General features: G+C 71.7%; 25 protein-coding genes. 14 read left to right on the plus strand and 11 right to left on the minus strand.

What is annotated here, in order from left to right:
* Positions 1-394 (plus strand): hypothetical protein (locus G011_RS32210; RefSeq protein ID WP_026338630.1); only part of this gene is annotated, 394 nt, incomplete at its 5' end.
* Positions 395-488: 94 nt separating this feature from the next.
* Here G011_RS32210 and G011_RS0124645 read toward each other — a convergent pair.
* Genes G011_RS0124645 through pdhA form a run of 3 tightly spaced genes read right to left on the minus strand, consistent with a single transcriptional unit; the run spans position 489 to position 4,022 of the window.
* Entirely contained in the window at positions 489-1,901 is a 1,413-nt protein-coding gene (locus G011_RS0124645) for a dihydrolipoamide acetyltransferase family protein (RefSeq protein WP_019610796.1), read from the minus strand.
* Positions 1,902-1,922: 21 nt separating this feature from the next.
* Complete coding sequence (locus tag G011_RS0124650) at positions 1,923-2,903, minus strand: alpha-ketoacid dehydrogenase subunit beta (protein WP_019610797.1); 981 nt, start codon at positions 2,901-2,903, stop codon at positions 1,923-1,925.
* Between the two features lie 3 nt (positions 2,904-2,906).
* Complete coding sequence (pdhA, locus tag G011_RS0124655; RefSeq protein WP_019610798.1) at positions 2,907-4,022, minus strand: pyruvate dehydrogenase (acetyl-transferring) E1 component subunit alpha; 1,116 nt, start codon at positions 4,020-4,022, stop codon at positions 2,907-2,909.
* 540 nt (positions 4,023-4,562) lie between these two features.
* Here pdhA and G011_RS0124660 point away from each other — a divergent pair.
* Complete coding sequence (locus G011_RS0124660; protein ID WP_026338631.1) at positions 4,563-5,600, plus strand: CPBP family intramembrane glutamic endopeptidase; 1,038 nt, start codon at positions 4,563-4,565, stop codon at positions 5,598-5,600.
* Between the two features lie 378 nt (positions 5,601-5,978).
* Here the strand turns inward: G011_RS0124660 and G011_RS0124665 are convergent, their stop codons facing one another.
* Positions 5,979-6,614, minus strand: a complete 636-nt coding sequence (locus tag G011_RS0124665) for a sigma-70 family RNA polymerase sigma factor (RefSeq protein ID WP_013156401.1) — start codon at positions 6,612-6,614, stop codon at positions 5,979-5,981.
* Positions 6,615-6,895: 281 nt separating this feature from the next.
* On the opposite strand from G011_RS0124665, the gene purS reads away from it, so the two are divergent.
* From purS to G011_RS0124695, 6 genes are all read left to right on the plus strand, one after another.
* On the plus strand, positions 6,896-7,141 hold the full coding sequence (purS, locus tag G011_RS0124670) for a phosphoribosylformylglycinamidine synthase subunit PurS (RefSeq protein WP_013156400.1): 246 nt from the start codon (positions 6,896-6,898) through the stop codon (positions 7,139-7,141).
* Positions 7,142-7,383: 242 nt separating this feature from the next.
* Positions 7,384-7,863, plus strand: a complete 480-nt coding sequence (locus G011_RS0124675; protein WP_013156399.1) for an ATP-binding protein — start codon at positions 7,384-7,386, stop codon at positions 7,861-7,863.
* Between the two features lie 386 nt (positions 7,864-8,249).
* Positions 8,250-8,945, plus strand: coding sequence for a phosphoribosylformylglycinamidine synthase subunit PurQ (gene purQ, locus G011_RS0124680; protein WP_013156398.1), 696 nt, complete (start codon positions 8,250-8,252; stop codon positions 8,943-8,945).
* A gap of 28 nt (positions 8,946-8,973) precedes the next feature.
* Entirely contained in the window at positions 8,974-9,492 is a 519-nt protein-coding gene (locus G011_RS0124685; RefSeq protein WP_013156397.1) for a hypothetical protein, read from the plus strand.
* A gap of 71 nt (positions 9,493-9,563) precedes the next feature.
* Positions 9,564-11,858, plus strand: coding sequence for a phosphoribosylformylglycinamidine synthase subunit PurL (gene purL, locus G011_RS0124690; RefSeq protein ID WP_013156396.1), 2,295 nt, complete (start codon positions 9,564-9,566; stop codon positions 11,856-11,858).
* A gap of 298 nt (positions 11,859-12,156) precedes the next feature.
* On the plus strand, positions 12,157-12,396 hold the full coding sequence (locus tag G011_RS0124695) for a membrane protein (RefSeq protein WP_013156395.1): 240 nt from the start codon (positions 12,157-12,159) through the stop codon (positions 12,394-12,396).
* 3 nt (positions 12,397-12,399) lie between these two features.
* On the opposite strand, the gene G011_RS0124700 is transcribed toward G011_RS0124695, so the two are convergent.
* The 5 genes from G011_RS0124700 to G011_RS0124720 all read right to left on the minus strand — a co-directional run bounded on the left by G011_RS0124700 (position 12,400) and on the right by G011_RS0124720 (position 18,467).
* Positions 12,400-14,304: an endonuclease/exonuclease/phosphatase family protein gene (locus tag G011_RS0124700; RefSeq protein WP_019610804.1), complete on the minus strand. Its 1,905-nt coding sequence runs from the start codon at positions 14,302-14,304 to the stop codon at positions 12,400-12,402.
* A gap of 146 nt (positions 14,305-14,450) precedes the next feature.
* Positions 14,451-14,852: a hypothetical protein gene (locus G011_RS32685; RefSeq protein WP_026338632.1), complete on the minus strand. Its 402-nt coding sequence runs from the start codon at positions 14,850-14,852 to the stop codon at positions 14,451-14,453.
* Complete coding sequence (locus G011_RS0124710) at positions 14,849-15,166, minus strand: hypothetical protein (protein ID WP_019610806.1); 318 nt, start codon at positions 15,164-15,166, stop codon at positions 14,849-14,851. The genes G011_RS32685 and G011_RS0124710 overlap by 4 nt, the downstream gene beginning before the upstream one ends.
* A 203-nt stretch (positions 15,167-15,369) precedes the next feature.
* Positions 15,370-16,941, minus strand: coding sequence for a GMC family oxidoreductase (locus G011_RS0124715; RefSeq protein ID WP_019610807.1), 1,572 nt, complete (start codon positions 16,939-16,941; stop codon positions 15,370-15,372).
* A 29-nt stretch (positions 16,942-16,970) separates the two neighbouring features.
* Positions 16,971-18,467, minus strand: a complete 1,497-nt coding sequence (locus G011_RS0124720) for an aldehyde dehydrogenase family protein (protein ID WP_019610808.1) — start codon at positions 18,465-18,467, stop codon at positions 16,971-16,973.
* A gap of 359 nt (positions 18,468-18,826) precedes the next feature.
* On the opposite strand from G011_RS0124720, the gene G011_RS0124725 reads away from it, so the two are divergent.
* Both G011_RS0124725 and G011_RS0124730 read left to right on the plus strand, forming a co-directional pair.
* The gene (locus G011_RS0124725) at positions 18,827-19,489 is read left to right on the plus strand and encodes a class II aldolase/adducin family protein (RefSeq protein WP_019610809.1); all 663 of its coding nucleotides are present in this window, start codon (positions 18,827-18,829) and stop codon (positions 19,487-19,489) included.
* Between the two features lie 278 nt (positions 19,490-19,767).
* Positions 19,768-20,175 (plus strand): VOC family protein, encoded by a 408-nt coding sequence (locus tag G011_RS0124730; RefSeq protein ID WP_013156389.1) that lies wholly within the window; start codon positions 19,768-19,770, stop codon positions 20,173-20,175.
* Positions 20,176-20,200: 25 nt separating this feature from the next.
* On the opposite strand, the gene G011_RS0124735 is transcribed toward G011_RS0124730, so the two are convergent.
* Positions 20,201-20,968 (minus strand): alpha/beta fold hydrolase, encoded by a 768-nt coding sequence (locus tag G011_RS0124735; protein WP_019610810.1) that lies wholly within the window; start codon positions 20,966-20,968, stop codon positions 20,201-20,203.
* A 158-nt stretch (positions 20,969-21,126) separates the two neighbouring features.
* On the opposite strand from G011_RS0124735, the gene G011_RS0124740 reads away from it, so the two are divergent.
* From G011_RS0124740 to G011_RS0124755, 4 genes are all read left to right on the plus strand, one after another.
* On the plus strand, positions 21,127-21,660 hold the full coding sequence (locus G011_RS0124740) for a DinB family protein (protein WP_036553079.1): 534 nt from the start codon (positions 21,127-21,129) through the stop codon (positions 21,658-21,660).
* A 117-nt stretch (positions 21,661-21,777) separates the two neighbouring features.
* Positions 21,778-22,083 (plus strand): type II toxin-antitoxin system Phd/YefM family antitoxin, encoded by a 306-nt coding sequence (locus G011_RS0124745; protein WP_019610812.1) that lies wholly within the window; start codon positions 21,778-21,780, stop codon positions 22,081-22,083.
* Positions 22,083-22,601, plus strand: a complete 519-nt coding sequence (locus tag G011_RS0124750; RefSeq protein WP_019610813.1) for a type II toxin-antitoxin system RelE/ParE family toxin — start codon at positions 22,083-22,085, stop codon at positions 22,599-22,601. The genes G011_RS0124745 and G011_RS0124750 overlap by 1 nt, the downstream gene beginning before the upstream one ends.
* Positions 22,602-22,981: 380 nt before the next feature.
* Positions 22,982-23,743, plus strand: a complete 762-nt coding sequence (locus tag G011_RS0124755; protein ID WP_019610814.1) for an SURF1 family protein — start codon at positions 22,982-22,984, stop codon at positions 23,741-23,743.
* Here the strand turns inward: G011_RS0124755 and G011_RS0124760 are convergent.
* The gene (locus G011_RS0124760) at positions 23,719-24,126 is read right to left on the minus strand and encodes a DUF3817 domain-containing protein (protein WP_019610815.1); all 408 of its coding nucleotides are present in this window, start codon (positions 24,124-24,126) and stop codon (positions 23,719-23,721) included. The two genes, G011_RS0124755 and G011_RS0124760, sit on opposite strands and share 25 nt — an antisense overlap.
* Positions 24,127-24,208 lie beyond the last annotated feature (82 nt).

A 24,208-nucleotide genomic window follows, 5' to 3' on the forward strand; every position in this document is an offset into this window, starting at 1 on the left:
CTACGTTTCGCAGTTCTGGGTCGAACGGCAGGTCATGCTCCACACCCTCGACCGCATGCTCGTCGAGAACGACCCAGAAGAGGTTCTCGAGAACAGCACCGGCAGCCGGGACAGGCTGTTCGAAGCCCGCGTCCTCCAGGAGACCGAGGACGGATACACCGTCGAACTCGACTATGACGAGTGGCGCGCCGAAGAGGCCAGTCCCATCAGCCGGATCGACGCCGCTCTGGCCAACGCCACCGAATTCAACGAGGTCACCTGGTGCGGCGAACCCGTCAGCGGCGACGAGTTCGTCGACGCCTACATGGACGAGTTCTGGGAGACCCTCGACACCCACGAGGAGTACACGGCCAGCATCACCGACTACGTCGACTGCGGGGACGGCACCCCGTAACCCTCCTTGGACCCTCCGGGGGCGGGCTCCCCTCGCGGAAGGGGGCCGGTGCGGCGTACGCGCACCGGCCCCCTCACCCGCTCTCCGAAAGCCCCTAGCCCCAGGCCAGGGCGGTCAGCTCCGGGTCCTCCAGCGCCGTGCCGATGTCGCGCAGCACCTTGGAGCCCAGCTCACCGTCGACCAGGCGGTGGTCGAAGGACAGCGACAGGGTCGTCACCTTGCGGACCTTGAGCTTGCCCTTGTGCACCCAGGGCATGTCCCGGATCTGCCCGAAGGCGAGGATGGCCGCCTCGCCCGGGTTGAGGATCGGGGTGCCCGCGTCCACGCCGAACACGCCGACGTTGGTGATGGTGATGGTGCCGCCGGACATGTCCGCCGGGCTGGTCTTGCCCGCCCGGGCGGTGTCGGTCAGCCGCTTCAGCCCCGCCGCCAGCTCCGGCAGGGTCATGGCGTCGGCGTCCTTGATGTTGGGCACCACCAGGCCGCGCTCGGTGGCCGCCGCGATCCCCAGGTTCACGTAGTTCTTGACCACGATCTCCTGGTTCTCCTCGTCCCAGGAGGCGTTGACCTCCGGGTGCCGCCGGACCGCCATGAGCAGGGCCTTGGCGACCAGCAGCAGCGGGGACACCCGCACGTCGGCGAAGTCGGGCCGCTCGCGCAGGCGCGCGACCGCCTTCATCGTCCTGGTGACGTCCACCTGGAGGAACTCGGTGACGTGCGGAGCGGTGAACGCACTGTCGACCATCGCCGCGGCCGTGTGCTTGCGCACTCCCTTGACGGGCACGCGCCGCTCGCGCGCGGTGCGGTCCACGGCCGCCGCGGGGGCGGCCTCCGCGGTCTCCGCGACCGCCGCGGTCTCCGGCCCCCCCGGAGCCTGGCCGACCGCGGCCCGCACGTCCTCGCGGGTGACGACGCCGTTCTCCCCCGTGGGGGTGACCGACGCCAGGTCCACGCCGAGGTCCTTGGCCAGCTTGCGCACCGGCGGCTTGGCGAGCGGGCGGCCCGATCCCGGGGCCGGGGCGGGAGCAGGGGCCGCCTGCGTCTCCCGCACCGCGGGCGTGTCGGCGGGCGCGGGCTCGCTGACTCGCGGCACGGGCGGCGCCACCGGCGCCGAGGGGCCCGGGCGGCGGCGCGGGCGGCGCTGGGTGGAGGCCGCCTTCTCGCCGTAGCCGACCAGCGGCTTCTCCCGCTCCTCGGAGTCCGCCGACGGGGCGGCCTCCGGGGCGGAACCGCCGGAGCCGTCGTCCACGGTGATGATCACCGCGCCGACCTCCACGGTCTGGCCCTCCTCGGCCAGCAGCTCGCGCACCGTCCCCGCGAACGGGCTGGGGAGTTCGACGACCGCCTTGGCGGTCTCGATCTCGCAGATCATCTGGTTGACCTTGACCTCGTCACCCGGCTTGACGTACCAGGAGAGGAGTTCGGCCTCGACCAGGCCCTCCCCGACGTCGGGCAGCTTGAACGACTGCACTCCGCCGACGGCGGGTTCGTTCTTGGAAATCGCCATGTCCTTCGGTTTCCCCGATCCCTAGTACGCGAACGCCCGGTCGACACCGTCCAGAACCCGGTCCAGGTCCGGCAGGTAGTGCTCCTCCAGCCGGGACTGCGGGTAGGGGGTGTCGAACGCGGCCACGCGGATGACCGGCGACTCCAGGTGGTAGAAGCACTCCTCGGTGACCCGGGCGGCGATCTCCGCGCCGGGGCCGCCGGAGAGGGGGGCCTCGTGGGCGACGACCAGGCGCCCCGTCCTCTTCACCGAGGCGAACAGGGTCGGGTAGTCCACTGGGGACAGCGAACGCAGGTCGACCACCTCGACGGAGTGGTCGGTGTCGGCCTCGGCGGCCTGGAGCGCCGTCTTGACCATGGGCCCGTACGCCAGGAGGGTCACGTCCGTGCCGGGACGGACCACGCGCGCGGCGCCCATCGGGGCGGCCTCGGCGATGGACGCCCCGGTGTCGACCTCGGCCTTCTCGTAGTAGCGCCGCTTGGGCTCCAGGAAGATCACCGGGTCGTCGGAGCGCACGGCCTGCTGGATCATCCAGTAGGCGTCCTCGGGGTTGGCCACCGACACCACGCGCAGCCCGGCGGTGTGGGTGAAGTAGGCCTCCGGGGACTCGCTGTGGTGCTCGACCGCGCCGATGCCGCCGCCGTAGGGGATGCGCATGACCACGGGCATGCTGAGCGTGCCCGCCGAGCGGCGCCGCATCTTGGCCAGCTGGGTGAAGGTCTGGTTCGCGGCCGGGAAGAAGAAGCCGTCGAACTGGATCTCCACCACGGGGCGGTAGCCGCGCATGGCCATGCCGATCGCGGTGCCGACGATGCCGGACTCGGCGAGGGGGGTGTCGATGACCCGGTCGGCGCCGAAGTCCTTGTGCAGGCCGTCTGTGACCCGGAAGACGCCGCCGAGCCTGCCGACGTCCTCGCCCATGACCAGGACCTTGGGGTCGTGCTCCATGGCGGCGCGCAGGCCGGCGTTGATGGCCTTGCCGATGGTGAGGTTGGTTCCCATGGCCTAACGGCCCCCTTCCGCGCCCGCGCCCTCGAAGGAGGCCAGGTAGTCGGCGAACTCGGACCGCTGCTGGTCGATGTGGACGTTGGGCTCGGCGTAGACCTCGTGGAAGATGTCGAGGGGCTCGGGGTCGGGCAGGGACCGGCACTCGGTGCGCACCTGCTCGCCCAGCCGGTCCGCCTCGGCGTCCACGGACGCGAAGAACTCCTCGTCGGCGTGGCCGCCCCGCTCCAGGTAGCGGCGGACCCGCAGGATCGGGTCCTTGGCCTTCCACTCGTCGAGCTCGGCCGACGCGCGGTAGCGGGTGGGGTCGTCGTTGGTGGTGTGGGCGCCCATCCGGTAGGTGAACGCCTCCACGAGCGTGGGGCCGTTGCCCTCGCGGGCGTTGGACAGCGCGGCCCGGGTCACGGCCAGGCAGGCCAGGACGTCGTTGCCGTCCACGCGCAGGCCGGGGAAGCCGAACCCGGCGGCGCGCCGGTAGATGGGCACGCGGGCCTGGCGCTCCAGCGGTTCGGAGATCGCCCACTGGTTGTTCTGGCAGAAGAAGACCACCGGGGCGTTGTTGACCGAGGCGAAGTTGAACGCCTCGTTGGTGTCGCCCTGGCTGGTGGCCCCGTCGCCGAAGTAGGAGATGACGGCGGTGCCGTCCTCGCCGACGGCGCCGTCGCGCTGGACGCCCATGGCGTAGCCGGTGGCGTGCAGGGCCTGGCTGCCGATGACGATCGTGTACAGGTGGAAGCCGTGCTCGTGGGGGTCCCAGCCCCCGTTGGTGACGCCGCGGAACATGCCGAGCAGTTCACGGGGCTCGATGCCCCGGCACCACGCGACGCCGTGCTCGCGGTAGGAGGGGAAGGCCATGTCCTTCGCGCCCAGCGCGCGTGCGGAGCCGATCTGCGCGGCCTCCTGGCCCAGCAGCGAGGCCCACAGGCCCAGCTCGCCCTGGCGCTGGAGGGAGACCGCCTCGCTGTCGAACCTGCGCACCAGGACCAGGTCGCGGTACAGGGCGCGGATCTCCTCGGCGCTGATGTCCAGGGGGTAGTCGGGGTGCCCCGTCAACTCCCCTTCCGGTGTCAGGAGCTGGATCAGCTCCGGTTCCTCGTGCACGGTCGTGTCCGACACGTTGCTCCCTCGGGTTCTCGGGGCCGAATTCGCGTGGGTGAACGCTGATCGGCCGAATCACGGTCCTCGTCCCACCCGGGGTGGTGGGCGGGAGTTGGACAGCCCTCTCCATATCGTGACAGAACTCACCATGGAGAGCGCAAGCCCTCAGCGTCACCTTTTCAGCTGCGGGCCCCATGATCCCCGATCCCCCACCAGTGCGATTACCAGGGCTTCCTAGCACTTACAAGGGTTTCCAACGACTTTTCGAGGACGTGGCCGCGACCCGCGCGGCCCGCGAAGGGGCCGGGGGACACGAGAACCGCCCCGACACGGGGAACGCCCGCCCGCGCGCACCGGTCGGCGTGCGGGGGACGCCTTCCGGCACGGGCCCGGGGGCGCCGCGCACCCGGTTCCCCGGCACCGGCGCGGGGTGCCGATCCGCGGCCCCTCCGGACACGCCCGCATGACAACCGTCATGCGGCGATCGGTGTGAAACGCGGAAAAACCAGATGATCAGCGGTACTACTGTGCGCTATCCGCCGAAACTAGGTTCAGAACATGAACCGCGACGACGAACATCCCCCCGCGCAACCGCTCCGGACGGCTCCCCCGGCCCCGGGTGCGGGCCCCGAGTACCCCGCACCCGAGACCAGGCGGCGGCGCGGCCCCCGTCCGGTCCCGCCGGGTGTGCCCTACCACCGCGTCCTCGCCCACGAGAAGCGCCGCGTCTGGCGCGGCATCGCCGCTCTCGTCCTCTTCGTGGGCGGGATGCTGGTCTTCTCCTTCGCCGCCGGGTTCCTCGGCGCGTTCGCCGACCTGGCGCTCGGCCGCTCCAGCGTGATGCTGGGCGGGGACGAGTTCACGCCCGTCACCCAGGCCTCCACTCTGCTCGGGCTCGCCCTGCTGCTGCCGTGGAGCATGCTCATCCAACGGTGGCTCTACGGCGTGAGGGGCGCCTCGCTGCATTCGGTCCGGTCGCTCTTCCGAGCCGACGTGTTCGGGCGGTCCCTCCTGGTGATCCTGCCCGTCTGGACGGTCTACCTGGCCGTCTTCTCCGTCTTCACGCCCTATCCCGAAACCTCCTGGCTGTTCGCCGACCTCATCGCCATGTTCGCCGTCACCGTGCTGCTGGCACCGTTGCAGTCGGCCGGTGAGGAGTACGGTTTCCGCGGGCTCGCCTTCCGCGTCGCCGCGAGCTGGGGCCGTGGCGCGCGCACCAGCCTCGTCCTCGGCGTGTTCGTGTCGAGTCTGCTGTTCATGGCGGCGCATCTGGCGTTCGACCCGTGGCTCAACCTGTACTACTTCACGATGGGCGTCACCCTCGCCCTCATCACGTGGCGCACGGGTGGTCTGGAGATCGCCGTGGTCATTCACGCGGTCAACAACACGCTCGCCTTCCTCATCACCATCGTCACGCACGCCGACCTCATGGAGGGGATGGACCGGTCGGTGGGCGCCGGGTCGCCCGTCATGCTCGTGCCCTGCGTCCTGCTCATCGCGATCACGGCCGTGGTGTGGCTGCGCACGCGGCGTACGGGACCGGAGACGACCCCCGTGGAGTCGACCCCGAACCCGGTGGCGGAACGGAACGCGTGACCGGTCCGGGGGTCCACGGGCCCCGCCCGTGAGCCCGGTTCGGGTACCGGTCGGGAGCATCGGACCCGGGGGACACTCGTTTCCCGGGTTCGAAGAGGACACCGGCGTCGGCTCCGGGGCGTCACCGGCACGGTTCGCGGGGGACGTGTCGCGGGGGGACGTGGCCGATCCGCCCGGACACCGGGTTCACGGAACTCCGGGGCCCCTGGGCGTCACCGGCCCGCGCCATCGGCTTCGGACGGCTTGCGCACCGGGTGGACCGGAACCGCCCGGCGGGGGGACACGGCCGCTCCGAACACCGGCCGGGGACGCGGGGACGCTCGGCCCGGCAGTGCTCGCGGGCCCTCACCGGCCCGGGGACGGGCCCTGCGCGGCCGGTTACTCGGCGGCGGCGTGCGCCCTGGAGGCGGGGACCCTCATGCCGCGGTCGCGGGCGTAGTCGGCGAGCATCTCACGGAGCTGGCGGCGGGCGCGGTGCAGCCGGGACATGACCGTCCCCAGGGGCGTCCCCATCCGCTCGGCCACCTCCTTGTAGGCGTAGCCCTCGATGTCGACGAGGTAGATGACCTCCTGGAACTCCTCGGGCAGGCGGGCGAGCGCCTGCTTGATGTCGGAGTCGGGCAGGTGGTCCAGGACCTCGTTCTCGGCCGACCTCATGCCGGAGGACGTGTGCGCCTCGGCGGCGGCGAGCTGCCAGTCCTTGATCTCGTCGGTGGTCTCCTGGCGCGGTTCGCGCTGCTTCTTGCGGTAGCTGTTGATGAAGGTGTTGGTCAGGATCCGGTAAAGCCAGGCTCGCAGGTTCGTACCCGCGCGGAACTGGTGGAAATTCGCGAAGGCCTTGGCGAAGGTCTCCTGCACGAGGTCCTCCGCGTCGGCGGGGTTGCGGGTCATCCGCAGGGCCGTGGGGTAGAGCTGGTCGGCGAACGGTGTCACCGCGGTGGCGAAGTCCAGCGTCTGCTCCCCCTCGCGGGTCTCACCGGTCGTGGAGGCCTGGTCCATTTCGATAGTCGTCAAGATTCCCCCTCAGGACGACCGGACGGTCACTTCCACTGTGTAAGACGCCGCCGCAGGCCTCCAATGATGACATCAATCCGCGTGATACGAGTCACGGGACCCCCGAAACAGTCACCGGTACTGCCCAACGTGAGGTAAAGGCCCGGCGCGCCTCCTGGTCAGGATGCCTACCCGTTTGCGCGTGCCGTACGCTTGCGACGTCCCCCTCCCCGCCGGTCCGGGGAGGCGGCCCGCCCGCCGCAGGCACGTGCGGCACACCCCTTTTCCTTGTGGAGGACCCTGTGGCCCGCGTCGTTGTTGACGTCATGCTCAAGCCCGAGATCCTGGACCCCCAGGGCCAGGCCATCGCCGGGGCCTGCTCCCGGCTGGGCTTCGAGGGGATCGAGCAGGTCCGCCAGGGCAAGCGCTTCGAGGTCGAGGTGGAGGGCGCGGTGGACGAGGCCAAGCTCGCCGACGTCCGCCGTCTGGCCGAGACCCTCCTCGCCAACACCGTCATCGAGGAGTACAGCGTGCGCGTGGAGGACTGACCTCCGCGCGTGTGATTCGAGGCACTCCCCACACCGCGCCCCTCCCGGATTCCGCCGCCGCGGGAAACCCGCGGGGAAATTCGTGGTAATTCGTCCGCACGGTGTCCGACGTGCCCGAAGTGCCGGAGAGAACAGCCGTGTCCCCGCCGGGGACACGGCTGTTCGTTTTACTCCGTCCGCCCTCGGGGAAGGTTCCTAACATGCCGGGATGAACACGACAACGGAGCACGAGAGGTGTACGAATGGACGCCGATTTCTCGATCTCCCTCCCAAGGCAGGCGTACACGGTCGCCGTCGCCCGCGATGTCCTGGGCACCCTCCTCGTTCGCGCGGGAGTGTGTGGGGACTGCGTCGACGACATCCTCCTGGCCGTCTCCGAGGCCTGTGCCAACGCGATCGACCACGGCGGGCCGGCCCGTGACTACAGGGTCGAGGCGGAGATGGGCGGGCGATGGTGTGAACTGCGGATATCCCATACCGGGAGAGCGCCCGATCCCGTGGCGCTCGCGGAGCGGTTCACCACCGACCACACGCCCCTCCCCGGTCTGGAAGCGGAATCGGGCAGGGGCATTCTGTTGATGCGCTACCTCATGGACGAGGTCGCCTTCGAGGGGGAACCAAGGACCACGGTCCTGCTGCGCAAGCGGCTCACGGCTTGCGACGGACCGCCGGAGGAGAGCGCCGCCGATCAGGTGCCGGCCCAGCGCTACGCCCTGATGTGAGCGGGCCGAGCCGCGTGTCCCCCGGCCCCGGGACGCGGCGGCCCCCGGCCAGGGCCCGGACCGCGCCGTCGACGCGCGCGTCCACCGCCCCGCCGCGACCGCGGACCATCCCCGTGACGCATCACACAGGGCCCTTCCGACACCGCCGTTTCCGCCTGTGGAATGCCACACCGGAACGCGGTGCGTGACCACCGGAGTTCGGAGCATCCTCCAAAGGAAAGGCCCCCGAGGGGTTCCGCCGTCGTACCCGACCACAGGTGAGCGGGTACGCTGCGGAGTGCGGACGCACCGTCCCCAGGGACGGGGCCAGGCAGCGGCGTCTCCCTCGCCGCACTCTCCCCGCCCCACGCGGGGACGGACTCGACCCGATCTCTCGGAGTGTGCTCATGACAGCCCGTGTGGGCGTCGTCACCTTCCCCGGCTCCCTCGACGACAAGGACGCCGCGCGCGCCGTCGCGCTGGCGGGCGCCGAACCCGTCTCGCTCTGGCACGCGGACGCCGACCTCAGGGGCGTCGACGCCGTGGTCCTGCCCGGCGGCTTCTCCTACGGCGACTACCTGCGCTGCGGGGCCATCGCCCGGTTCGCCCCCCTGATGTCGGAGCTGGTCCCGGCCGCCCGCTCGGGCGCGCTGCCGGTCCTGGGCATCTGCAACGGCTTCCAGATCCTGTGCGAGAGCCACCTGCTGCCCGGAGCCCTGACCCGCAACTCCTCGCTGCGGTTCGTCAACCGCGACCAGGTGCTGCGCGTGGAGAACACCGGCACCGCGTGGACCGGCGCCTACACCGAGGGCCAGGAGATCCTGGTGGTGCTCAAGAGCGGTGAGGGCAGCTACGTCGCCGACGAGCACACCCTGGACGAGCTGGAGGCCACCGGCCGCGTCGTGGTCCGCTACGTCGGCGGCAACCCCAACGGCTCCCGCCGCGACATCGCCGGGATCACCAACGAGCACGGGAACGTCGTCGGCCTCATGCCGCACCCCGAGCACGCCGTCGAAACGCTCACCGGCCCCTCCGACGAGGGCCTGGGCTTCTTCTCCTCGATCCTCGCCCACCTGGCCGCCGGTTCGCCGGTGAACGCCTGAGCCGCATCCCGAACTGGAGGGTTGGCCGATGATGGGGCTGCTGCGCTCCAGAAGGACGATGTTCGTCCTCGTGGGGCTGGTCGTGGTCGGACTGGTGGTGTCCGCGGGCATCGGCCTGTTCAACGCCATCGGCTCGGCACCCGTCGCCTCGCCCCCTCCCCAGGGCCAGCAGGACGGGGGCCAGGGCGGCGCTCCGTCCCAGAACCCGCCGCCGGACGTGGACGTGCTCGGCCAGGCGCCCTCCGGTCTGTCCTACGTCTCCGACCCGGAGGCCGACGTCTACTGCGAGGGCACCGAGTGCGTCCGGCTGGTGATGGTCATGACCGAGGACGGTGAGCTGACCGAGGACTCGCGCGAGACCGTCGACACGGTGGTCTCCCACCTCCTCGGCCGGGGCTGGGAGGAGCAGGAGCCCCAGGGAGCACCCGAGGAGCAGGTCTTCCTCAGCGACGGCGAACACATGCTGGCCGACACCTCCGCCCACGACGAACCCGAGTCCCCGGCGACGCTGATGCTCGGCGACGCGAGCGGGCCCCAAACGCCCTGACCCGACCTTCCGCGCCGTTGGTCGGACGCCACGGCCCGGCTTCCACCCGAACACCCCGAACGGAACCACGCATGTCTGAAGCACCTGGTCTCGACACCGTCGCCGTGGCGCACGACAACCCCGACACACCCCAGCCGTACGCCGAACTGGGTATGGCCAAGGACGAGTACGAGCGGGTACGCGAGATCCTGGGCCGCCGCCCCACCTCCGCCGAGCTGGCCATCTACTCGGTCATGTGGAGCGAGCACTGCTCCTACAAGTCGTCCAAGGTGCACCTGCGCCAGTTCGGGGAGAAGGCGCCCGAGAACGACGCCCTGCTCGTCGGCATGGGTGAGAACGCGGGCGTGGTGGACGTCGGCGACGGCCGCGCGGTCACGTTCAAGATCGAGTCGCACAACCACCCCTCCTACGTGGAGCCGCACCAGGGCGCGGCCACCGGCGTGGGCGGCATCGTGCGCGACATCCTCACCATGGGCGCCCGCCCCGTCGCGGTGATGGACGCGCTGCGGTTCGGCCCGGCCGACGCCGACGACACCAAGCGGGTGCTGCCCGGCGTGGTGTCGGGCATCTCCTTCTACGGCAACTGCCTGGGCCTGCCCAACATCGGCGGCGAGATCGGCTTCGACGCCGGGTACATCGGCAACCCGCTGGTCAACGCGCTGTGCGTCGGCGTGATGCGGCACGAGGACATCAAGCTGGCGCAGGCGCCCGGCCCGGGCAACAAGGTGGTGCTGTTCGGCTCCACCACCGGCCCCGACGGGATCGGCGGCGCATCGGTGCTGGCCAGCGCCACCTTCGACGACGAGTCGCACGCCAAGCGGCCCAGCGTGCAGGTCGGCGACCCGTTCATGGAGAAGCTGCTCATCGAGTGCAGCCTGGAGCTGTTCGAGAAGGACCTGGTCGTCGGCATCCAGGACCTGGGGGCGGCGGGCGTGTCCTGCGCCACCACCGAACTCGCCGCGGGCGGCACCGGCGGCATGCGCGTCCAGCTGGACCGGGTCCCGCTGCGCGACCACCGGCTCACTCCCGAGGAGATCCTCATGAGCGAGTCGCAGGAGCGCATGATGGCGATCGTCGAGCCCGCGAAGCTGGACGAGTTCCTGGCCATCTGCGACAAGTGGCAGATCCTGGCCACCGAGATCGGCGAGGTCACCGACGTGACCCCCGAGGAGGCCGAGCGCGGCGGTCGCCTGGTGATGACCTGGCACGGTGAGACCGTGGTGGACATGCCGCCGCGGACCGCCTCCGACGAGGGCCCCGTCTACCAGCGCCCGTACGCGCGCCCGGCCTCGCAGGACGCGCTCCAGGCCGACGACGCCGGGAAGCTGCCCCGGCCCTCCGGCGACGCCGAGCTGCGCGAGCAGGTGCTGCGCGTGCTGGGCGCCCCGGGCGTGGGCGACCCGACGTGGGTCACCCAGCAGTACGACAGCTACGTGCGCGGCGACACGGTGGTCTCCACCCCGCACGACGCCGGGATGATCCGCGTCTCCGACGACTCCCACCGCGGCGTGGCCCTGTCCACGGACGGCAACGGCCGCTTCACCCGGCTGGACCCGTACACGGGCACGCAGCTGGCCTACGCCGAGGCCTACCGCAACGTCGCCGCCACGGGCGCGCGCCCGCTGGCGGTGACCAACTGCCTCAACTTCGGCTCGCCCGAGGACCCCGGGGTGATGTGGCAGTTCGCCGAGTCCACCCGCGGGCTGGCCGACGCCTGCCAGCAGCTGGGCACCCCGGTGACCGGCGGAAACGTGAGCTTCTACAACCAGACCGGTGACGTGGCGATCAACCCGACCCCGGTGATCGGTGTGCTCGGCGTGATCGACGACGTGCGCACCCGGCTGCGGACGTCGTTCGACACCGACGGCGCCCGGGTGTTCCTGCTGGGCGAGACCCGGCCGGAGTTCGGCGGCTCGGCGTGGGCCGACACGGTCCACGGCCACCTGGGCGGCCTGCCGCCGCGGGTGGACCTGGCCGCCGAGGCCGCCCTGGGCGAGGTGCTGGCCGCCTCCGCCGAGCGGGGCCTGGCCGAGGCCGCGCACGACCTGTCCGACGGCGGCCTGGCGGTCGCGCTGGCCGAGTCGGCGATGCGCGGCGGCCGGGGCGTGCGGGTGACCGTGGACGGGGACGTGTTCACCGCCCTGTTCAGCGAGTCCGGCGCCCGCGCGGTCGTCGCGGTGCGGCCGGGCGAGGAGGAGGCGTTCGTGGCGCTGGCCAACGAGCACGGCGTGCCGGTGGAGCAGATCGGCGTCGTGGGCGGTGAGACCCTGTCGGTCACGCACCCCGGCGGTGCCGTGGAGATCGCGCTGACCGACCTGCGCGCCTCCTACGAGGCGGCCCTGCCCGCCCTGATGGACGGTGTGTGACACTGACCGTTCGCGGCGGGGGCGTCCTTCGGGGCGCCCCCGCCGCGTCGTCTCGGCCGGCCCTCGTCCGCTCGTCACCGGAGTCGGCGACGATCACCAGGGTCCCGCCCGGTGCGGAGACGTAGCGGTCCGGGACGTCCCTCCCGGACCCGGTGGCCGCTCCCGCGCCTTCGCGTGCGGCGCCCGGAGGAGGTTTTCCGCGTGGTTGCCTCTGGCTGGGTAGGGGACCGGGGAGAATCGGTGGACCGGGTCCCACGCGGGAACCGGGAGCGTACGGCGACGGAAGGGAGCGGACGTCATGCGACGCGGCAGGTTGAAGGGCCCCCTGGGCAGCCACGAGCGTCCGGCGAGCGCCCTGGGTTTCCGCGCGGTGCTGGCCGTGTTCGGCGCCCTGGTACTGCTGCTCGGCGCGATCGCCGCGTACGTGTGGACCGACCAGCTCTGGCTGGTCGTCCTGCTCGGCGCGGGCTTCGTCGCCGCGTGCGTGAACGTGTACTGGGTGTCCAGGCGCCGCAGGTACGAACACCCCTCCCCCTGACGGTCAGGCGACCGGGGTCAGCGTGACGGCCACCGGCCGGTGGTCGGAGTGGGGCACGTCCGGGTTGGCCGGATCGCTCGGCGCCAGGTCCCCGGTGTGCAGGACGTGGTCGATCTGCTGGTCGGAGCCGGTCTCCCCCGGCAGGGTGGGGAAGGGACGCGCGTCCCGGAACGCGTCGAGCAGTCCGTGCTCGGTGAGCAGGCCCCAGGCGGGGTCGTCCGGTTCGATGTTGAGGTCCCCCGCCACCACGACGGGCGTTCCGCGCTCCCGCGCCCGACGGGCGATCTCCGCGATCTCGCGCAGCTGGCGCCGGGAGGACTCCGCGCGGAAGTCGCGGTCGGCTGGCTGCACGTGGGTGGAGACCACCGTGATCCCGGTGCCGCAGTGGTCCACGGTCACCTCCAGCGCCTGGGCCCCGGTGGGGCCGCTCGGCGTGAGCGGGTGCCGCTGCTGGCGGGTGACCGGCAGGGAGGTGAGCACGGCGTCACCCCACAGCGGCCCGTCGGCCGGTCCCCAGTGGGCGGTCATGCCGAGTTCGAGCGCGAGCCGGGACAGCACGTCGTTGCCGCCGTTGAGCAGCCAGCCCCGGTCCACCTCGCTGAGGACGACGACGTCGGCGTCCAGGCGGCTCAGCGCCCCGGCCTGCTCGGCGACGGAGAACCGGCCGTCCATGCCGAAACCCATCCGCACGTTGTAGGCGGCCACGCGCACCCCCTCCGCCCCGCTCGCGGGTACGGGCGCGAGCGTCCGGGACAGGAACACGGGCCAGAGGGAGGTGGCAGCCAGGGTGAGCGCGGCCGCCCCGGCGGTCAGCGCGAGTGCGCGCGGACGCGGAGGCTCACGGACCTCCGGAACTCGGGAGGACACGGCGGGCAGCAGCAGGGCCGCGGCGAGGAAGGGCACGTACGCGTTGGGCACGTACAGGTCGTAGGCGGAGTAGAACGCGAACACCAGCACCACGAACACCAGCAGACCCGACGCGGCGGCCAGCCCGCTGCGCGCCGCCGACGCCCGCCCGGGCCGGACGAGCACGGCCCGGCCCGCGCAGGCGGCCAGGGCGAGCTGTCCGGCGACCAGCGCCGCCGTGGACGGCAGGGCCGTCGCGCCCGGGGCCACCCCGTCCGAGGACGCCCAGGCCAGCCACGCCAGCGCGGCCAGGAGCACGGCGGGGGCCGCCCACCGGCTCCGGCCCAGAAGGAGCGGGCGCCGGACGAGGCCCACCGACAGCACGGCGCCCGTGGCGACGGCCGCCGCGCCCAGCGGTGACCCCGCGAGGGTCTGCCCCACCGCCGGATTGGCGGTGTACAGGCCGGTGAGGAAGAACAGGGGGCCCAGGACCAGCCAGGCCCGGGGCGGCACGGGGCGGGCGGGCCCCGGGGCGGTGTCCCGGACGTTGAGCAGCAGCACCAGGAGGAGGCCGACCTCCGCGGCAACCGGCGCCCATGCCAGGGGGGTCGGCCACCACACGAGGTCGATCGCGCCGAAGAGGGAGCGTACGACCGCGGTGGCCGCGATCGCGGCCACGACCCCGGTCACCACCTCGCGTCCGCACAGGCGCCCGTCGACGGTGGACGCCATCGCGGTGCACACCAGCCACACGGTCCCCGCGCCGACCGTGGCCGCGGAGACGTACAGCTGCGGGTCGCCGCCCTCGGTGGCCTGGAGCGCCAGGCGACCCGCCGCCATCGCCACGACGGCGGCGCCCGCCATGGCCGTGGGCGGGATCCGGCGGGCGAGGGGGACGAAGGGGAACGGGGCCAGGAACCAGGCGAGCGCGAACGCGCCCATCAGCGCGGGATCGGTCGTCCCGGCCTGGCCGAACACGGTGATCAGGGACGGCAGGAACACCCGGAGGGCGTCCAGGAACAGCACGGTTCCGACGGCGGCGGCGAGCAGGTCCCGGCGCATGGCCCTCCGCTTCCTCGGTGGACACGAGGAATTCTCATGTTCCGCGCCCGCCGTGGCAAGGGGGTCAAGCGGTAGCGGTTCCCGGAAGCGCCGCCGGGGACTGGGGCACGGGCCCCGCCCCCGGCGCGCATCGGCTCACCGGCCGGTCAGACGGTAACCAGGGGGATCCGTGCCTTCACGGCCTCGGCGATCTTGCCGATGTCCACCGGGTCGGAGGTGAGGACCGTCGCCCCCGTCTCCATGGCGACCAGGACCACCATGGCGTCCACGATGTCGCTCGTGCCGGAGATGCCCAGGAGCTTGCCGATCCTGCGGGCCATCGGATCGTCGACCCCAATCATCTCGCAGCCCTTCACCACGTGGGCGAGTCCGGCCTGGCGCGCGCCGCCCCGCCAGATCTGGGCCAGCACCGTCGTGGGTACCAGGGGCTGGCGCCCGGCCCGGTTCTCCTCACGGCACAGGGACCACACCATTCCCCTGGGGTTCGCCTCCGCCTCGCGCAGAGCACCCGCGTCCAGCACGAGTCCCCGTGGACACAACACCCTCATTCGTCACCCACTTCACCGTAACGGTCAAGGTAGGCGAGCGCCGCCTGGTTGGCACGGTCGTCGTCCGCTGGAACCGGACGGCCGATGCCGGTCGCCTCGATCACCGACCGCGCCTGCGCCTCCGCCTCGGCTGTGGGCTCACCGAACACGGCGAAGTGCTCCTCCAGGGCGATCCGGGCCTCCTCCAGGTCCGCCGCCCGTCTCGCGGCTCTGTCCAGCCATCTGGACAGCGGAACGCCGTCCCGGTCGGCCGCACGCCGGGCGCGGGCGACGGTCTCGGAGTCGAGGGACACGGAGAGCTTCTCAGCGGACATGCCCCCATGATAGGCGGCGAGTAGTACCGACGGTGCTACTTTTCGGCATCCTGCGGAATTCCGAGGAAGCGTCCGGGACAGGGGCCCCCGTCCCCGGCCGCCCCGGTCGGCTCAACCGTCCGCGGCGCCCTCGGGCAGCCGGCCCCGTCACACCTTCGGGTTCTCCCGCGTACGGGGATCGGTGGCCCCGGACTCCGGGGGGTTCACCGCGTGTCCTCCCCGGCCAGGGCGTCCTGGCGGATGAGGTCGGCGGCGCGCTCGCCCAAGGCCAGGACCATGACCATGGGGTTGGGCGTCGGCAGCGTGGGGAACACCGACGCGTCGGCCACCCGCAAGCCGCGCAGCCCGCGCACGCGCAGGCGCGGGTCGACCACGGCGCCGTCGTCGTCAACGGCGCCCATCCGGCAGGTGCCCGCCGGGTGGTAGACGGTGTGGGCGGCGCGACGGCCGTACTCGGACAGCTCCTCGTCGCTCTGGACACCGGGGCCGGGGGCGACCTCCCTGGTGATCCAGGACCGGAACGGCTCGGTGGCGGCGACCTCGCGGGCGATCCTGAGGCCGTCCACGATCGTCCTCTCGTCGTAGCCCTCGGGGTCGGTGAAGTACCGGAAGTCCAGTTCGGGCTTCTCGCGGGGGTCGCTACTGGCGAGGCGGAGCTTGCCGCGCGAGCGCGCACGGGGGATGTTCGGCGTCATGCAGACCGCGTATCCGTCGGGCGGGGACTCGTAGCCCAGCCGCCTCGTGTTGTCGTCGAAGGGGACCTGGTAGATGTGGAACATCAGATCCGGGCGCGGGTCGGAGTCGTCGCGCCGCACGAACAGGCCCGCGTCGGAGTGCATCACCGTGTTCGTCGGGACCGGCCTGCTGGTCTCCCACATGATGATCGACTCGGGGTGGTCGAGCAGGTTCTCGCCGACGCCGGGCAGGTCGTGGCGGGGTTCGACGCCCACCTCGCGCAGTTCCCCGGCGTTGCCGACCCCCGAGAGCATGAGCAGCCGGGGCGAGTCGACCGCTCCCGCGCACAGGATCACCTCCCGGCGGGCGCTGACGGTGGTGCGCGTGCCGTCCTTCGCCGTGGCGCTGACCCCCGTGGCGCGGTCGCCGTCGAACAGCAGCCGGTCGACCCAGGTCTCCAGCATGACGGTGAGGTTGTCGCGCACGTCCATGATGGGGTGGAGGTAGGCCACCGAGGCCGAGGAGCGGTGACCGGTGTAGGGGTCGTAGGCGATGGACAGGAAGCCCGCCCCGCACGCGAAGCCGCCTCCGTGCGAGGTCAGGGCGTTGAAGTCCTCCACCACCGGGACGCGGGCCGCCTCGGCCGCCGAGGCCACCCAGTCCCTGACCATGGTGTTGCGGTCCTTCTCGGCGACGGGGACGATGTTGCACCTGATCCGGTCCGCGTAGGACTGCACGGTGGCGTTGTCCCAGCCCTCGGCGCCCGCCGCGACCCAGTCGTCCAGGTCCTCGGCGAACGGCCGGAAGCTGATGAGCGTGTTGTGCGAGGAGCACCCGCCGAGCACACGGGCCCGGGAGTGCAGGATGTGGGAGTTGCCGCGCGGCTGCTCGACGGTGGTGTAGCCGTAGTCGAGTTCCCCGTCCAGGACGCTCAGCCAGTCGCGCAGGCGCAGGACGTGCTCCAGGTTCCGGTCGTCGGGACCGCCCTCGATGAGGCACACGGTGGTGCCGGGGTCCTCGGTGAGCCGGTTGGCGATCACCGATCCCGCGGTGCCGCCTCCCACGATCACGTAGTCATAGGTGCTCTCGGTCGGGTCCACGGTCCGGGTCCTCTCGTCGCTCGGCCCCGTCAGCCGAACCAGCGCTGCGGTTCGGGGGACAGGTTGCGGTAGACGTGCTTGGCCTCGCGGTACTCGTCCAGGCCCGCGAGTCCGAGTTCGCGGCCGATCCCGCTGCGGCCGTAGCCGCCCCACTCGGCGCCGGGGAAGTAGGGGCCGTAGTCGTTGATCCAGACGGTGCCGTGGCGCAGGGCCGCCGCGACGCGCTCCCCGCGGGCGGTGTCGTCGGTCCACACGCCGCCGGAGAGGCCGTAGTCGGTGTCGTTGCCCAGCTCGACGGCCTGCTGCTCGGTCTCGAACCGCTCCACGGTCACGACCGGGCCGAACACCTCGGTCTGGACGATGTCCATGGCGCGGTCGCAGTCCACGAACACGGTGGGCCGGTAGAAGTAGCCCTGCGCGAGGTCCGGGTCGTCGGGCCGCCTGCCCCCGGCGATGATCCGGGCGCCCTCCTCGACGCCGCGCGCGACCGCGGCCTCCACCTTGGCTCGGTGCTCGGCCGACACCAGCGGGCCGCAGCGCACGCCCTCGTCCTGGCCGCGGCCGATGCGGATGGCCTCGGCGCGGCGGGCGAGTTCGGTGGTGAAGGCGTCGTGGACGTCGTTGTGCACGATGAGGCGCGCCCCGGCCGAGCAGACCTGTCCGGAGTGGAAGAACGCGGCGCTGAGCGCGTAGTCCACGGCGGTGTCCAGGTCCACGTCCGGGAAGATGATGTTGGGGTTCTTGCCGCCGAGTTCCAGGGCGATCTTCTTGACCGTCTCGGAGGCCGCCGCCATGATCCGCCTGCCGGTGGCCAGACCGCCGGTGAAGGAGATCAGGTCCACGTCGGGGTGCTCGGACAGCGGGGCGCCCGCGTCGGGGCCGCTGCCCGTGACCAGGTTGACCACGCCCGCCGGGACGCCCGCCTCGGTGGTGAGCTCGACCAGCTTGGCGGTGGTGACCGGTGTGATCTCGCTGGGCTTGACCACCATGGTGTTGCCCGCGGCCAGGGCCGGGGCCATCTTCCAGGCGAGCTGGAGCAGCGGGTAGTTCCAGGGCGTGATCATGCCGCAGACGCCGACGGGCTCGTAGACCACCTTGCTGTGCACACCCTCGGGCGCGGAGACCAGGCGGCCCGTGTCCTTGTCGGCGAGACCGGCGTAGTAGCGGAAGACGCCGGTGACGTCGTCGACGTCGATCCCGCCCTCCTCGATGGTCTTGCCGGTGTCGAGGGACTCCATGACCGCGATCTCCTCGCGGTCGCGCTGGAGCAGGTCGGCGATGCGGTCGAGGACGCGTCCGCGCTCCCCGGCGGGGGTGCGGGGCCACTCGCCGCCGTCGAAGGCGCGGCGGGCCGCGGCGATGGCCTCCTCGGAGTCGGCCCTTCCGCCCTCGCTGACGATGGTCAGGACGGAGGCGTCGGCGGGGTTCAGGATCTCCCGCACCCGGCCGTTGCCGGCCGCCCGCCACCGGCCGTCGATGTAGAGGCTGGTGGCCGTCGCCGACCCCGGTTCCGTCAGGTACGGCACGGACGGAAGGGTTACGTAGAGTTCGCTCACGGGTCCGGTTTGCCCCGGATCGTTAGTCACAAACAGCCTCGTCTCATCAGACTCTTCCGCCATGTACGTCCTGTTGACCGGCCTGATCTGCGCGAACAACCCGACCCAGTGGAGTCGCCCGTGGTCCGGCCCACGTCACATCCGGGCCAACAACTACTCGGAGTCACGATCGGGGGAGCGGCGGAACACCCGCGCCTGGGGAAGACGGGGACGAGAGTTTGACGTACATTGAGGTGTGCCCTTAGTTGAGGCATACCTAAGCGGGTTCGTCCGGACTCCCGAGCCCCCGCGGCACGGACCGCGCCCACCGCGCACCCCTTGAGGAAGGCATGCTGCTCGAACAGGAACGCCGTGACGTGTGTCTGACCGCCCGCGCCCTCGCCGCGGACCCGGGCACCGCGCCCGGCGAGTCGGGGACCGTCAGCGTCCGCAGCGGCGACCTGGTGGTCGTCACGCCCCACGGTGTCCGCCTCGACCAGATCCAGCCCGCCGACTGCCCGGTGATGTCGCTCGACGACCGCGTGCTGGAGGGAAGGCGCGACCCCGCCGCCGAGGCCACGCTGCACATGGCCGTGCACCGCCTGGCTGCCGAGCACGACCGCGACGTCACCGCGGTGGTGAACGCGTTCACGACCGACACCGTCGCGGTGTCCTCGGTCCTGGCCGAGCTGCCCGCCATCCACCACCGCGCCGCCGGTCTGGGCGGGGCGGTCGCCGTCACCCCGTACACCACCTACGGCACCGGCGAGATCGCCGACCACGCCGTCAAGGCGCTCAAGGGCCGCGACGCCGCGCTGCTCGCCGACCACGGCGGGCTCGCCCTGGGCCGCGACCTCGGGCACGCGCTGGAGAACCTGCGGCTGCTCGACTGGCTCAGCGGCGCGTACCTGAGGGCCCGCCAGCTCGGCGAGCCCCGTGTGCTGTCCGAGGACGAGCTGGCCCGGGTCCGCGAGCGCGACACCTACGGCTGGGCGGGCCCGGACATCCTCTGAAGGCCCCCCGAGCCTCTGCGTCCAGGCCCTCGGAAGGCCGTCGGAACGCGCCTCGGCATCCCGGCTGGTTCTCCCCGTCCGCGCCGCGTGGGCGGCGGTGACGAGGTCGAGCGCGCCCCTCCACCCCAGGCCCAGGTCGGGGAGCCCGGACGGCGACGCGGATAACGCGTTTCGAACCCGGCGCCGGGGAAGAGGAAAAACGGGTGTGGACAACCCCCCACGCGACGCCCGGAACGGGACAATGGTGCCAAGACCGATGCCGAACGGCAGGAGACCCCATGCGCTGCAGCTACATCAGGCTCCTCGTCAACGACTACGAGGCCTGCTTCCGCTTCTACTCCGAGGTGCTCAAGCTCCCCGTGCTGCGCGGGGACGAGGGCAGCCGCTACGCGGAGTTCGACGTCGAGTCGGGGACGCGGCTGGCGATCAACCAACGCGAGGTGATGGCGGAGGCCCTGGAGACGGACACCGCCGACCCTGCGCTGCCCAACCAGGACCGGTTCGCGGTGATCTTCGAGGTGGACGACGTCGACGCCACGGCCGCCAGACTGGTCTCGGACGGCGCCCGGCAGGTGATGGAGCCGCGTGACTGGACCGCATGGGGTATCCGCGCGGCGCACTTCCGCGACCCCGACGGCTACCTGCTGGAGATCAACAGCCCGCTGATCCCCCTGGCGCAGGTCTGATCCCACCTCCCCGGACGGGCTCCCCTCAGCCGGACAGGTGCTCCACCAGCAGCTCGTTCACCCGGTCCGCGCGCTCGACCCCGAGCAGGTGCGCGGCGCCGGAGACCACCTCGAACCGGGCTTCGGGGATCCCGTCCGCCAACCTTCGGCCGTGGCCGGGCGGCAGCATCGGGTCGTGGGCGGCCGACACCACCAGGGTGGGCACCCGCACGGAGGCCACCAGGTTGCGCTGGTCCATCCCGGCCACGGCGTCGCAGACCGCGGCGAAGCCCTCCGGGTCGAGCCCGCCGAACTCCTCGGTCAGCCGGGTCACGACCTGCGGCCGCTCCTCGCCCATGTCCGGGGTGAACCAGGGCCGCACCACGTCCGCGGTCACCGAGTCCAGGCCCGACGAGCGCACCCGGGAGGCGAGGAGGTCCCACCGGTGCGTCCGCGGGGTGCGGGGCGCCGCGGCCAGCAGCACGAGGCGTTCCAGGGTGCGCGGCGAGTTGGCCGCGATCCACACCAGCAGCGCCCCGCCGAGCCCGGCGCCCACGGCGTGGACCCGGGTCAGGCCCTGGGCCTCCAGGACTCCGAGCAGGTCCAGGGCGAGCTCCTCGACGGTGTAGGGGCCCTCCGGGGCGGGAGAGGAGCCGTGCCCCCGGTGGTTGACCCGCAGGACCCTGTGGTCGCGGGTGAGTTCGGGCAGCTGCGGTTCCCAGACCGACATCGTGGTGCCGAAGGGCGGCACGAGCAGCACGACGGGCGCGTGCCGGGGTCCGTCGAGCCGGTACTGGAGCGGAATCAAGGTCATGGAACCTCCGAGTCGCCAGAACGCCAGGCTATCGGCAGAGCCCCGTTCGGGGCCGCACCCTTTTCTCCCGTTTTCCGTCCGGTGGAGGACCGTAACTGGCCTCCACTCTCCCTAGAGTCCTCGTGTACCGAGTCGGACAGGGCGAGAAAGCGGTGGTCATGGTGGTCACGACGGTGACGAGCACGGTGGACGTGGAGCGCGCGAGCCTCCTGCGGTTCCTGGAGGACCAGCGCGACTTCCTGCGCCTCACGGTCCGGGGCCTGGACGACGAACAGGCCGCGCGGCGCACCACGGTGAGCGAGCTGACCCTCGGCGGACTGGTCAAGCACGTGACCCGGGCCGAGCGCAACTGGATCCGGTTCGTCCGTGAGGGAGCGGTCCACCCGAAGGTGGACTACGAGGACCCGGCCACCTGGGAGGAGCAGGCCGACAGCTTCCGGTTGCTGGAGGGCGAGACCCTCGACAGCGTCCTGGCGGACTACGCACTGGCCGCACGGGAGACCGAGGAGTTCGTCAACGGCCTGCCGGACCTGGAGGTCAGCCACCGGCTCCCGGACGCGCCGTGGTTCCCCGAGGGCGCCTCCTGGTCCGCCCGCGACGCGCTGCTGCACGTCATCCGCGAGACAGCGCAGCACTGCGGGCACGCCGACATCCTGCGCGAGGCCCTGGACGGCCAGAAGAGCATGGGCTGACGAGGCCGCTCACCCGACCCGGTTTCCGGGCGGTACCGGCGGCGGAGAACACTCACGGAGCAGAGAGTTCGGTTCCCCACCGCCGCCCTTCTGTATATTTTTCTGTACAGTTGAGGAATGGCGATTCTCGAGCACACCCAGGAGATCAGCGTCACCGACGCGGCGAGACGCGGCGTCGCCGGCATCGTCCACGACGCGGAACAGGGGTCCGAGGTCATCGTGACCCGGAGGCGTGAGCCGGTCGCGGCCGTGGTCGCGTTCTCCCGGCTCACAGAACTGGAGCAGGCCGAAGCAGACCTCAGAGACCTCGCTCTGGTCATGGCACGGGATCTCACCGACAGCGGGCGGCGGACCTCCCTGGACGACGTCCTGAACGCTTTCGGGCACAGCCGTGCCTCGCTCGAAGAACTTCCCGAGGACTGATGGCCGAGATCTCCTTCACCGACGCCGCCATCGACGATCTGCGGCGACTCGGTCCGGACGCGGTGCCCAAGGTCCTGAAGAAGGTTCTCCTCCTGGAGGAGAACCCGGAAGCCGGGTACCCCCTGGGCGGTGAACTCACGGGGTTCCGCAAGTTGGTCGTGGGACGCAACACCTGGCGTGTCGTGTACCGCGTGACCGACGGGAAAGACGTGGAGATCTGCGAGGTCTGGGCCGTGGGCGAACGTGCGGACGCCCAGGTCTACGCCGAAGCCTCCTTACGGGTTCGGGAGGCGTCGAACGCGACCCCCGTAGCCCGGCGACTCGCGGCCGTCATCGAGCGCCTCGGCAAACCGGCGGGCGGCGTGGCCCACGAACCGGTTCCCCCGAGGGAACCCGTCCCGAAATGGCTGGCCGAACGCCTCGTCCACAGCGTCGGCATAGCTCCCGAGAAGGTGGCGGCTCTGGACCTCGAACAGGCCGTAGACCTCTGGAGCGACTTCCGCGCACGCCCCCGCTGAGATCCGCGTTCCGAAAGACCGCCCGGACAGCGGAAACGACGGGGGCGCCCCCACTGACCTGTGGGAACGCCCCCGGTTACGAGGTGGCGAGGGTCGCTTCCGCATCCCCCCTCAAAGTACGGAAGCGACCCTCGCGCTGGGAAGCGGCCGGCGACTCCTCCCCCCTGGAGTCGCGGCCTTGAAGGCCTGCCGCGGAAACGACCCGGTCGTCCCGCGTTGATGGAGACACTACCCACCACAACCTCGAAGAACAACCCTGAGTCACGATGAACTACTTAAAGTGATCGTCATTCCTCGGCAGGCGGCGGGCCAAGCCCGTGTGCGTAGCGTCAAACCGGGGTCATGACGGGGCGCTCGGGGACCACGCTTAGCCTGGTCTGGTGAGATCACCGCTCCTCAGCCCACGGTGGCTCGGCATCCACCTGCTCGCCCTGCTGGTCGGCGTCGTCTGCGTCGCCGGTACCGCCTGGCAGTTCGTCCGCGCCTTCGAGCCCGACCGCGAGGTCATCACCAACCCGGTCGCGGACCTGGCCGGCGCCGTGCCCGTCTCGGACCTGCTCGAACCGGGTCAGTACATGCACCCGGACTCCTTCGCCAACAGCGCGGTGGAGGCCAGCGGCAGCTACGACGCCGACGCCCAGCTGCTGGTGCCGCGCGTCGTGGACGGCGTGCGCGGCTACGACGTCATCGTCCCCCTGGTCACCGACGACGACGGTGCCGCCGTCACCGTCAACCGGGGCTGGGCCGAGGAGGGCCAGGACATCCCGCCCGTGCCGGGGGGAGAGGTCACGGTCACCGGCTGGCTGCTGCCTCCGGCGGGCTCGGAGGGGGTCGTGCCCGTGGACGTCTCCGAGGGCCGGGTCGAACGCATCGCCACGTCCGTGCTCGTCAACGAGTGGGACCACCCGCTCTACGAGGGATACGTCACCCTGCCCGAGACGGACCCGGCCACCGCCTCGCTCGTCCCCGCGCCGCCGCCCGAGCCGCCCACGGGGTTCACCGTCAACTGGCGCAGCCTCAGCTACACCGTGCAGTGGGCGATGTTCGGCGTCTCCGCCGTGGTCTTCTGGATCCTGCTGATGCGCCGGGAGCTGCGCGAGGGCGGCTCCCGGGAGGATCAGCCCGCGGTCGCGGGCTCCTGAGCCCGCCCGGTCTCGCGGTCCTTGGCCTGCTCCGAGCGCACGATCCGGTGCTCGACCACGAAGCCGAGCACGGGGATGGTGCCCGCGAGCGCCACACCCAGCGTGCGGGAGGCGCTCCAGCGGCGGTCCAGGGCAACCCACAGGACCACGAAGACGTAGGCCATGTAGATGTAGCCGTGCGGCATCGCGATGTAGAGCATGAGCGGCGACTCGGGGCCGAACCAGTGCTCCAGGCCCTGCGGCGCGCCCACCAGGGAGAACCGGGCGGTCTCCCCGACCAGGTACTTGGCGGGCATGGCCACGAAGGTCAGGCCCAGCAGGAAGACTCCGGTCACGTACGCGAGCACCCGGTACAACGCGAACGACACGCGCCTCTTGTCCACGGCTGATCCCCCTCAGACGACTGCGTCCCCGCTCCGGCGGGACAGGTCCGCGGGCGGGCGAAAATCAGCCTAAACGCTGTCC

Source organism: Nocardiopsis sp. CNS-639 (assembly GCF_000381685.1).
Taxonomy (GTDB): Bacteria; Actinomycetota; Actinomycetes; order Streptosporangiales; family Streptosporangiaceae; genus Nocardiopsis; species Nocardiopsis dassonvillei.

Bases quoted from the DNA above. Each gene is read 5' to 3' on its own strand.
- G011_RS0124725 (WP_019610809.1), top strand. From the start codon at position 18,827: ATGCTGCTCGAACAGGAACGCCGTGACGTGTGTCTGACCGCCCGCGCC.
- G011_RS0124735 (WP_019610810.1), bottom strand. From the start codon at position 20,968: ATGACCTTGATTCCGCTCCAGTACCGGCTCGACGGACCCCGGCACGCG.
- G011_RS0124730 (WP_013156389.1), top strand. From the start codon at position 19,768: ATGCGCTGCAGCTACATCAGGCTCCTCGTCAACGACTACGAGGCCTGC.
- G011_RS0124685 (WP_013156397.1), top strand. From the start codon at position 8,974: ATGATGGGGCTGCTGCGCTCCAGAAGGACGATGTTCGTCCTCGTGGGG.
- G011_RS0124650 (WP_019610797.1), bottom strand. From the start codon at position 2,903: ATGGGAACCAACCTCACCATCGGCAAGGCCATCAACGCCGGCCTGCGC.
- G011_RS0124675 (WP_013156399.1), top strand. From the start codon at position 7,384: ATGGACGCCGATTTCTCGATCTCCCTCCCAAGGCAGGCGTACACGGTC.
- G011_RS0124710 (WP_019610806.1), bottom strand. From the start codon at position 15,166: ATGTCCGCTGAGAAGCTCTCCGTGTCCCTCGACTCCGAGACCGTCGCC.
- G011_RS0124745 (WP_019610812.1), top strand. From the start codon at position 21,778: ATGGCGATTCTCGAGCACACCCAGGAGATCAGCGTCACCGACGCGGCG.
- G011_RS0124740 (WP_036553079.1), top strand. From the start codon at position 21,127: ATGGTGGTCACGACGGTGACGAGCACGGTGGACGTGGAGCGCGCGAGC.
- G011_RS0124750 (WP_019610813.1), top strand. From the start codon at position 22,083: ATGGCCGAGATCTCCTTCACCGACGCCGCCATCGACGATCTGCGGCGA.
- G011_RS0124700 (WP_019610804.1), bottom strand. From the start codon at position 14,304: ATGCGCCGGGACCTGCTCGCCGCCGCCGTCGGAACCGTGCTGTTCCTG.
- purL (WP_013156396.1), top strand. From the start codon at position 9,564: ATGTCTGAAGCACCTGGTCTCGACACCGTCGCCGTGGCGCACGACAAC.
- purQ (WP_013156398.1), top strand. From the start codon at position 8,250: ATGACAGCCCGTGTGGGCGTCGTCACCTTCCCCGGCTCCCTCGACGAC.
- G011_RS0124660 (WP_026338631.1), top strand. From the start codon at position 4,563: ATGAACCGCGACGACGAACATCCCCCCGCGCAACCGCTCCGGACGGCT.
- G011_RS0124645 (WP_019610796.1), bottom strand. From the start codon at position 1,901: ATGGCGATTTCCAAGAACGAACCCGCCGTCGGCGGAGTGCAGTCGTTC.
- G011_RS0124695 (WP_013156395.1), top strand. From the start codon at position 12,157: ATGCGACGCGGCAGGTTGAAGGGCCCCCTGGGCAGCCACGAGCGTCCG.
- G011_RS32685 (WP_026338632.1), bottom strand. From the start codon at position 14,852: ATGAGGGTGTTGTGTCCACGGGGACTCGTGCTGGACGCGGGTGCTCTG.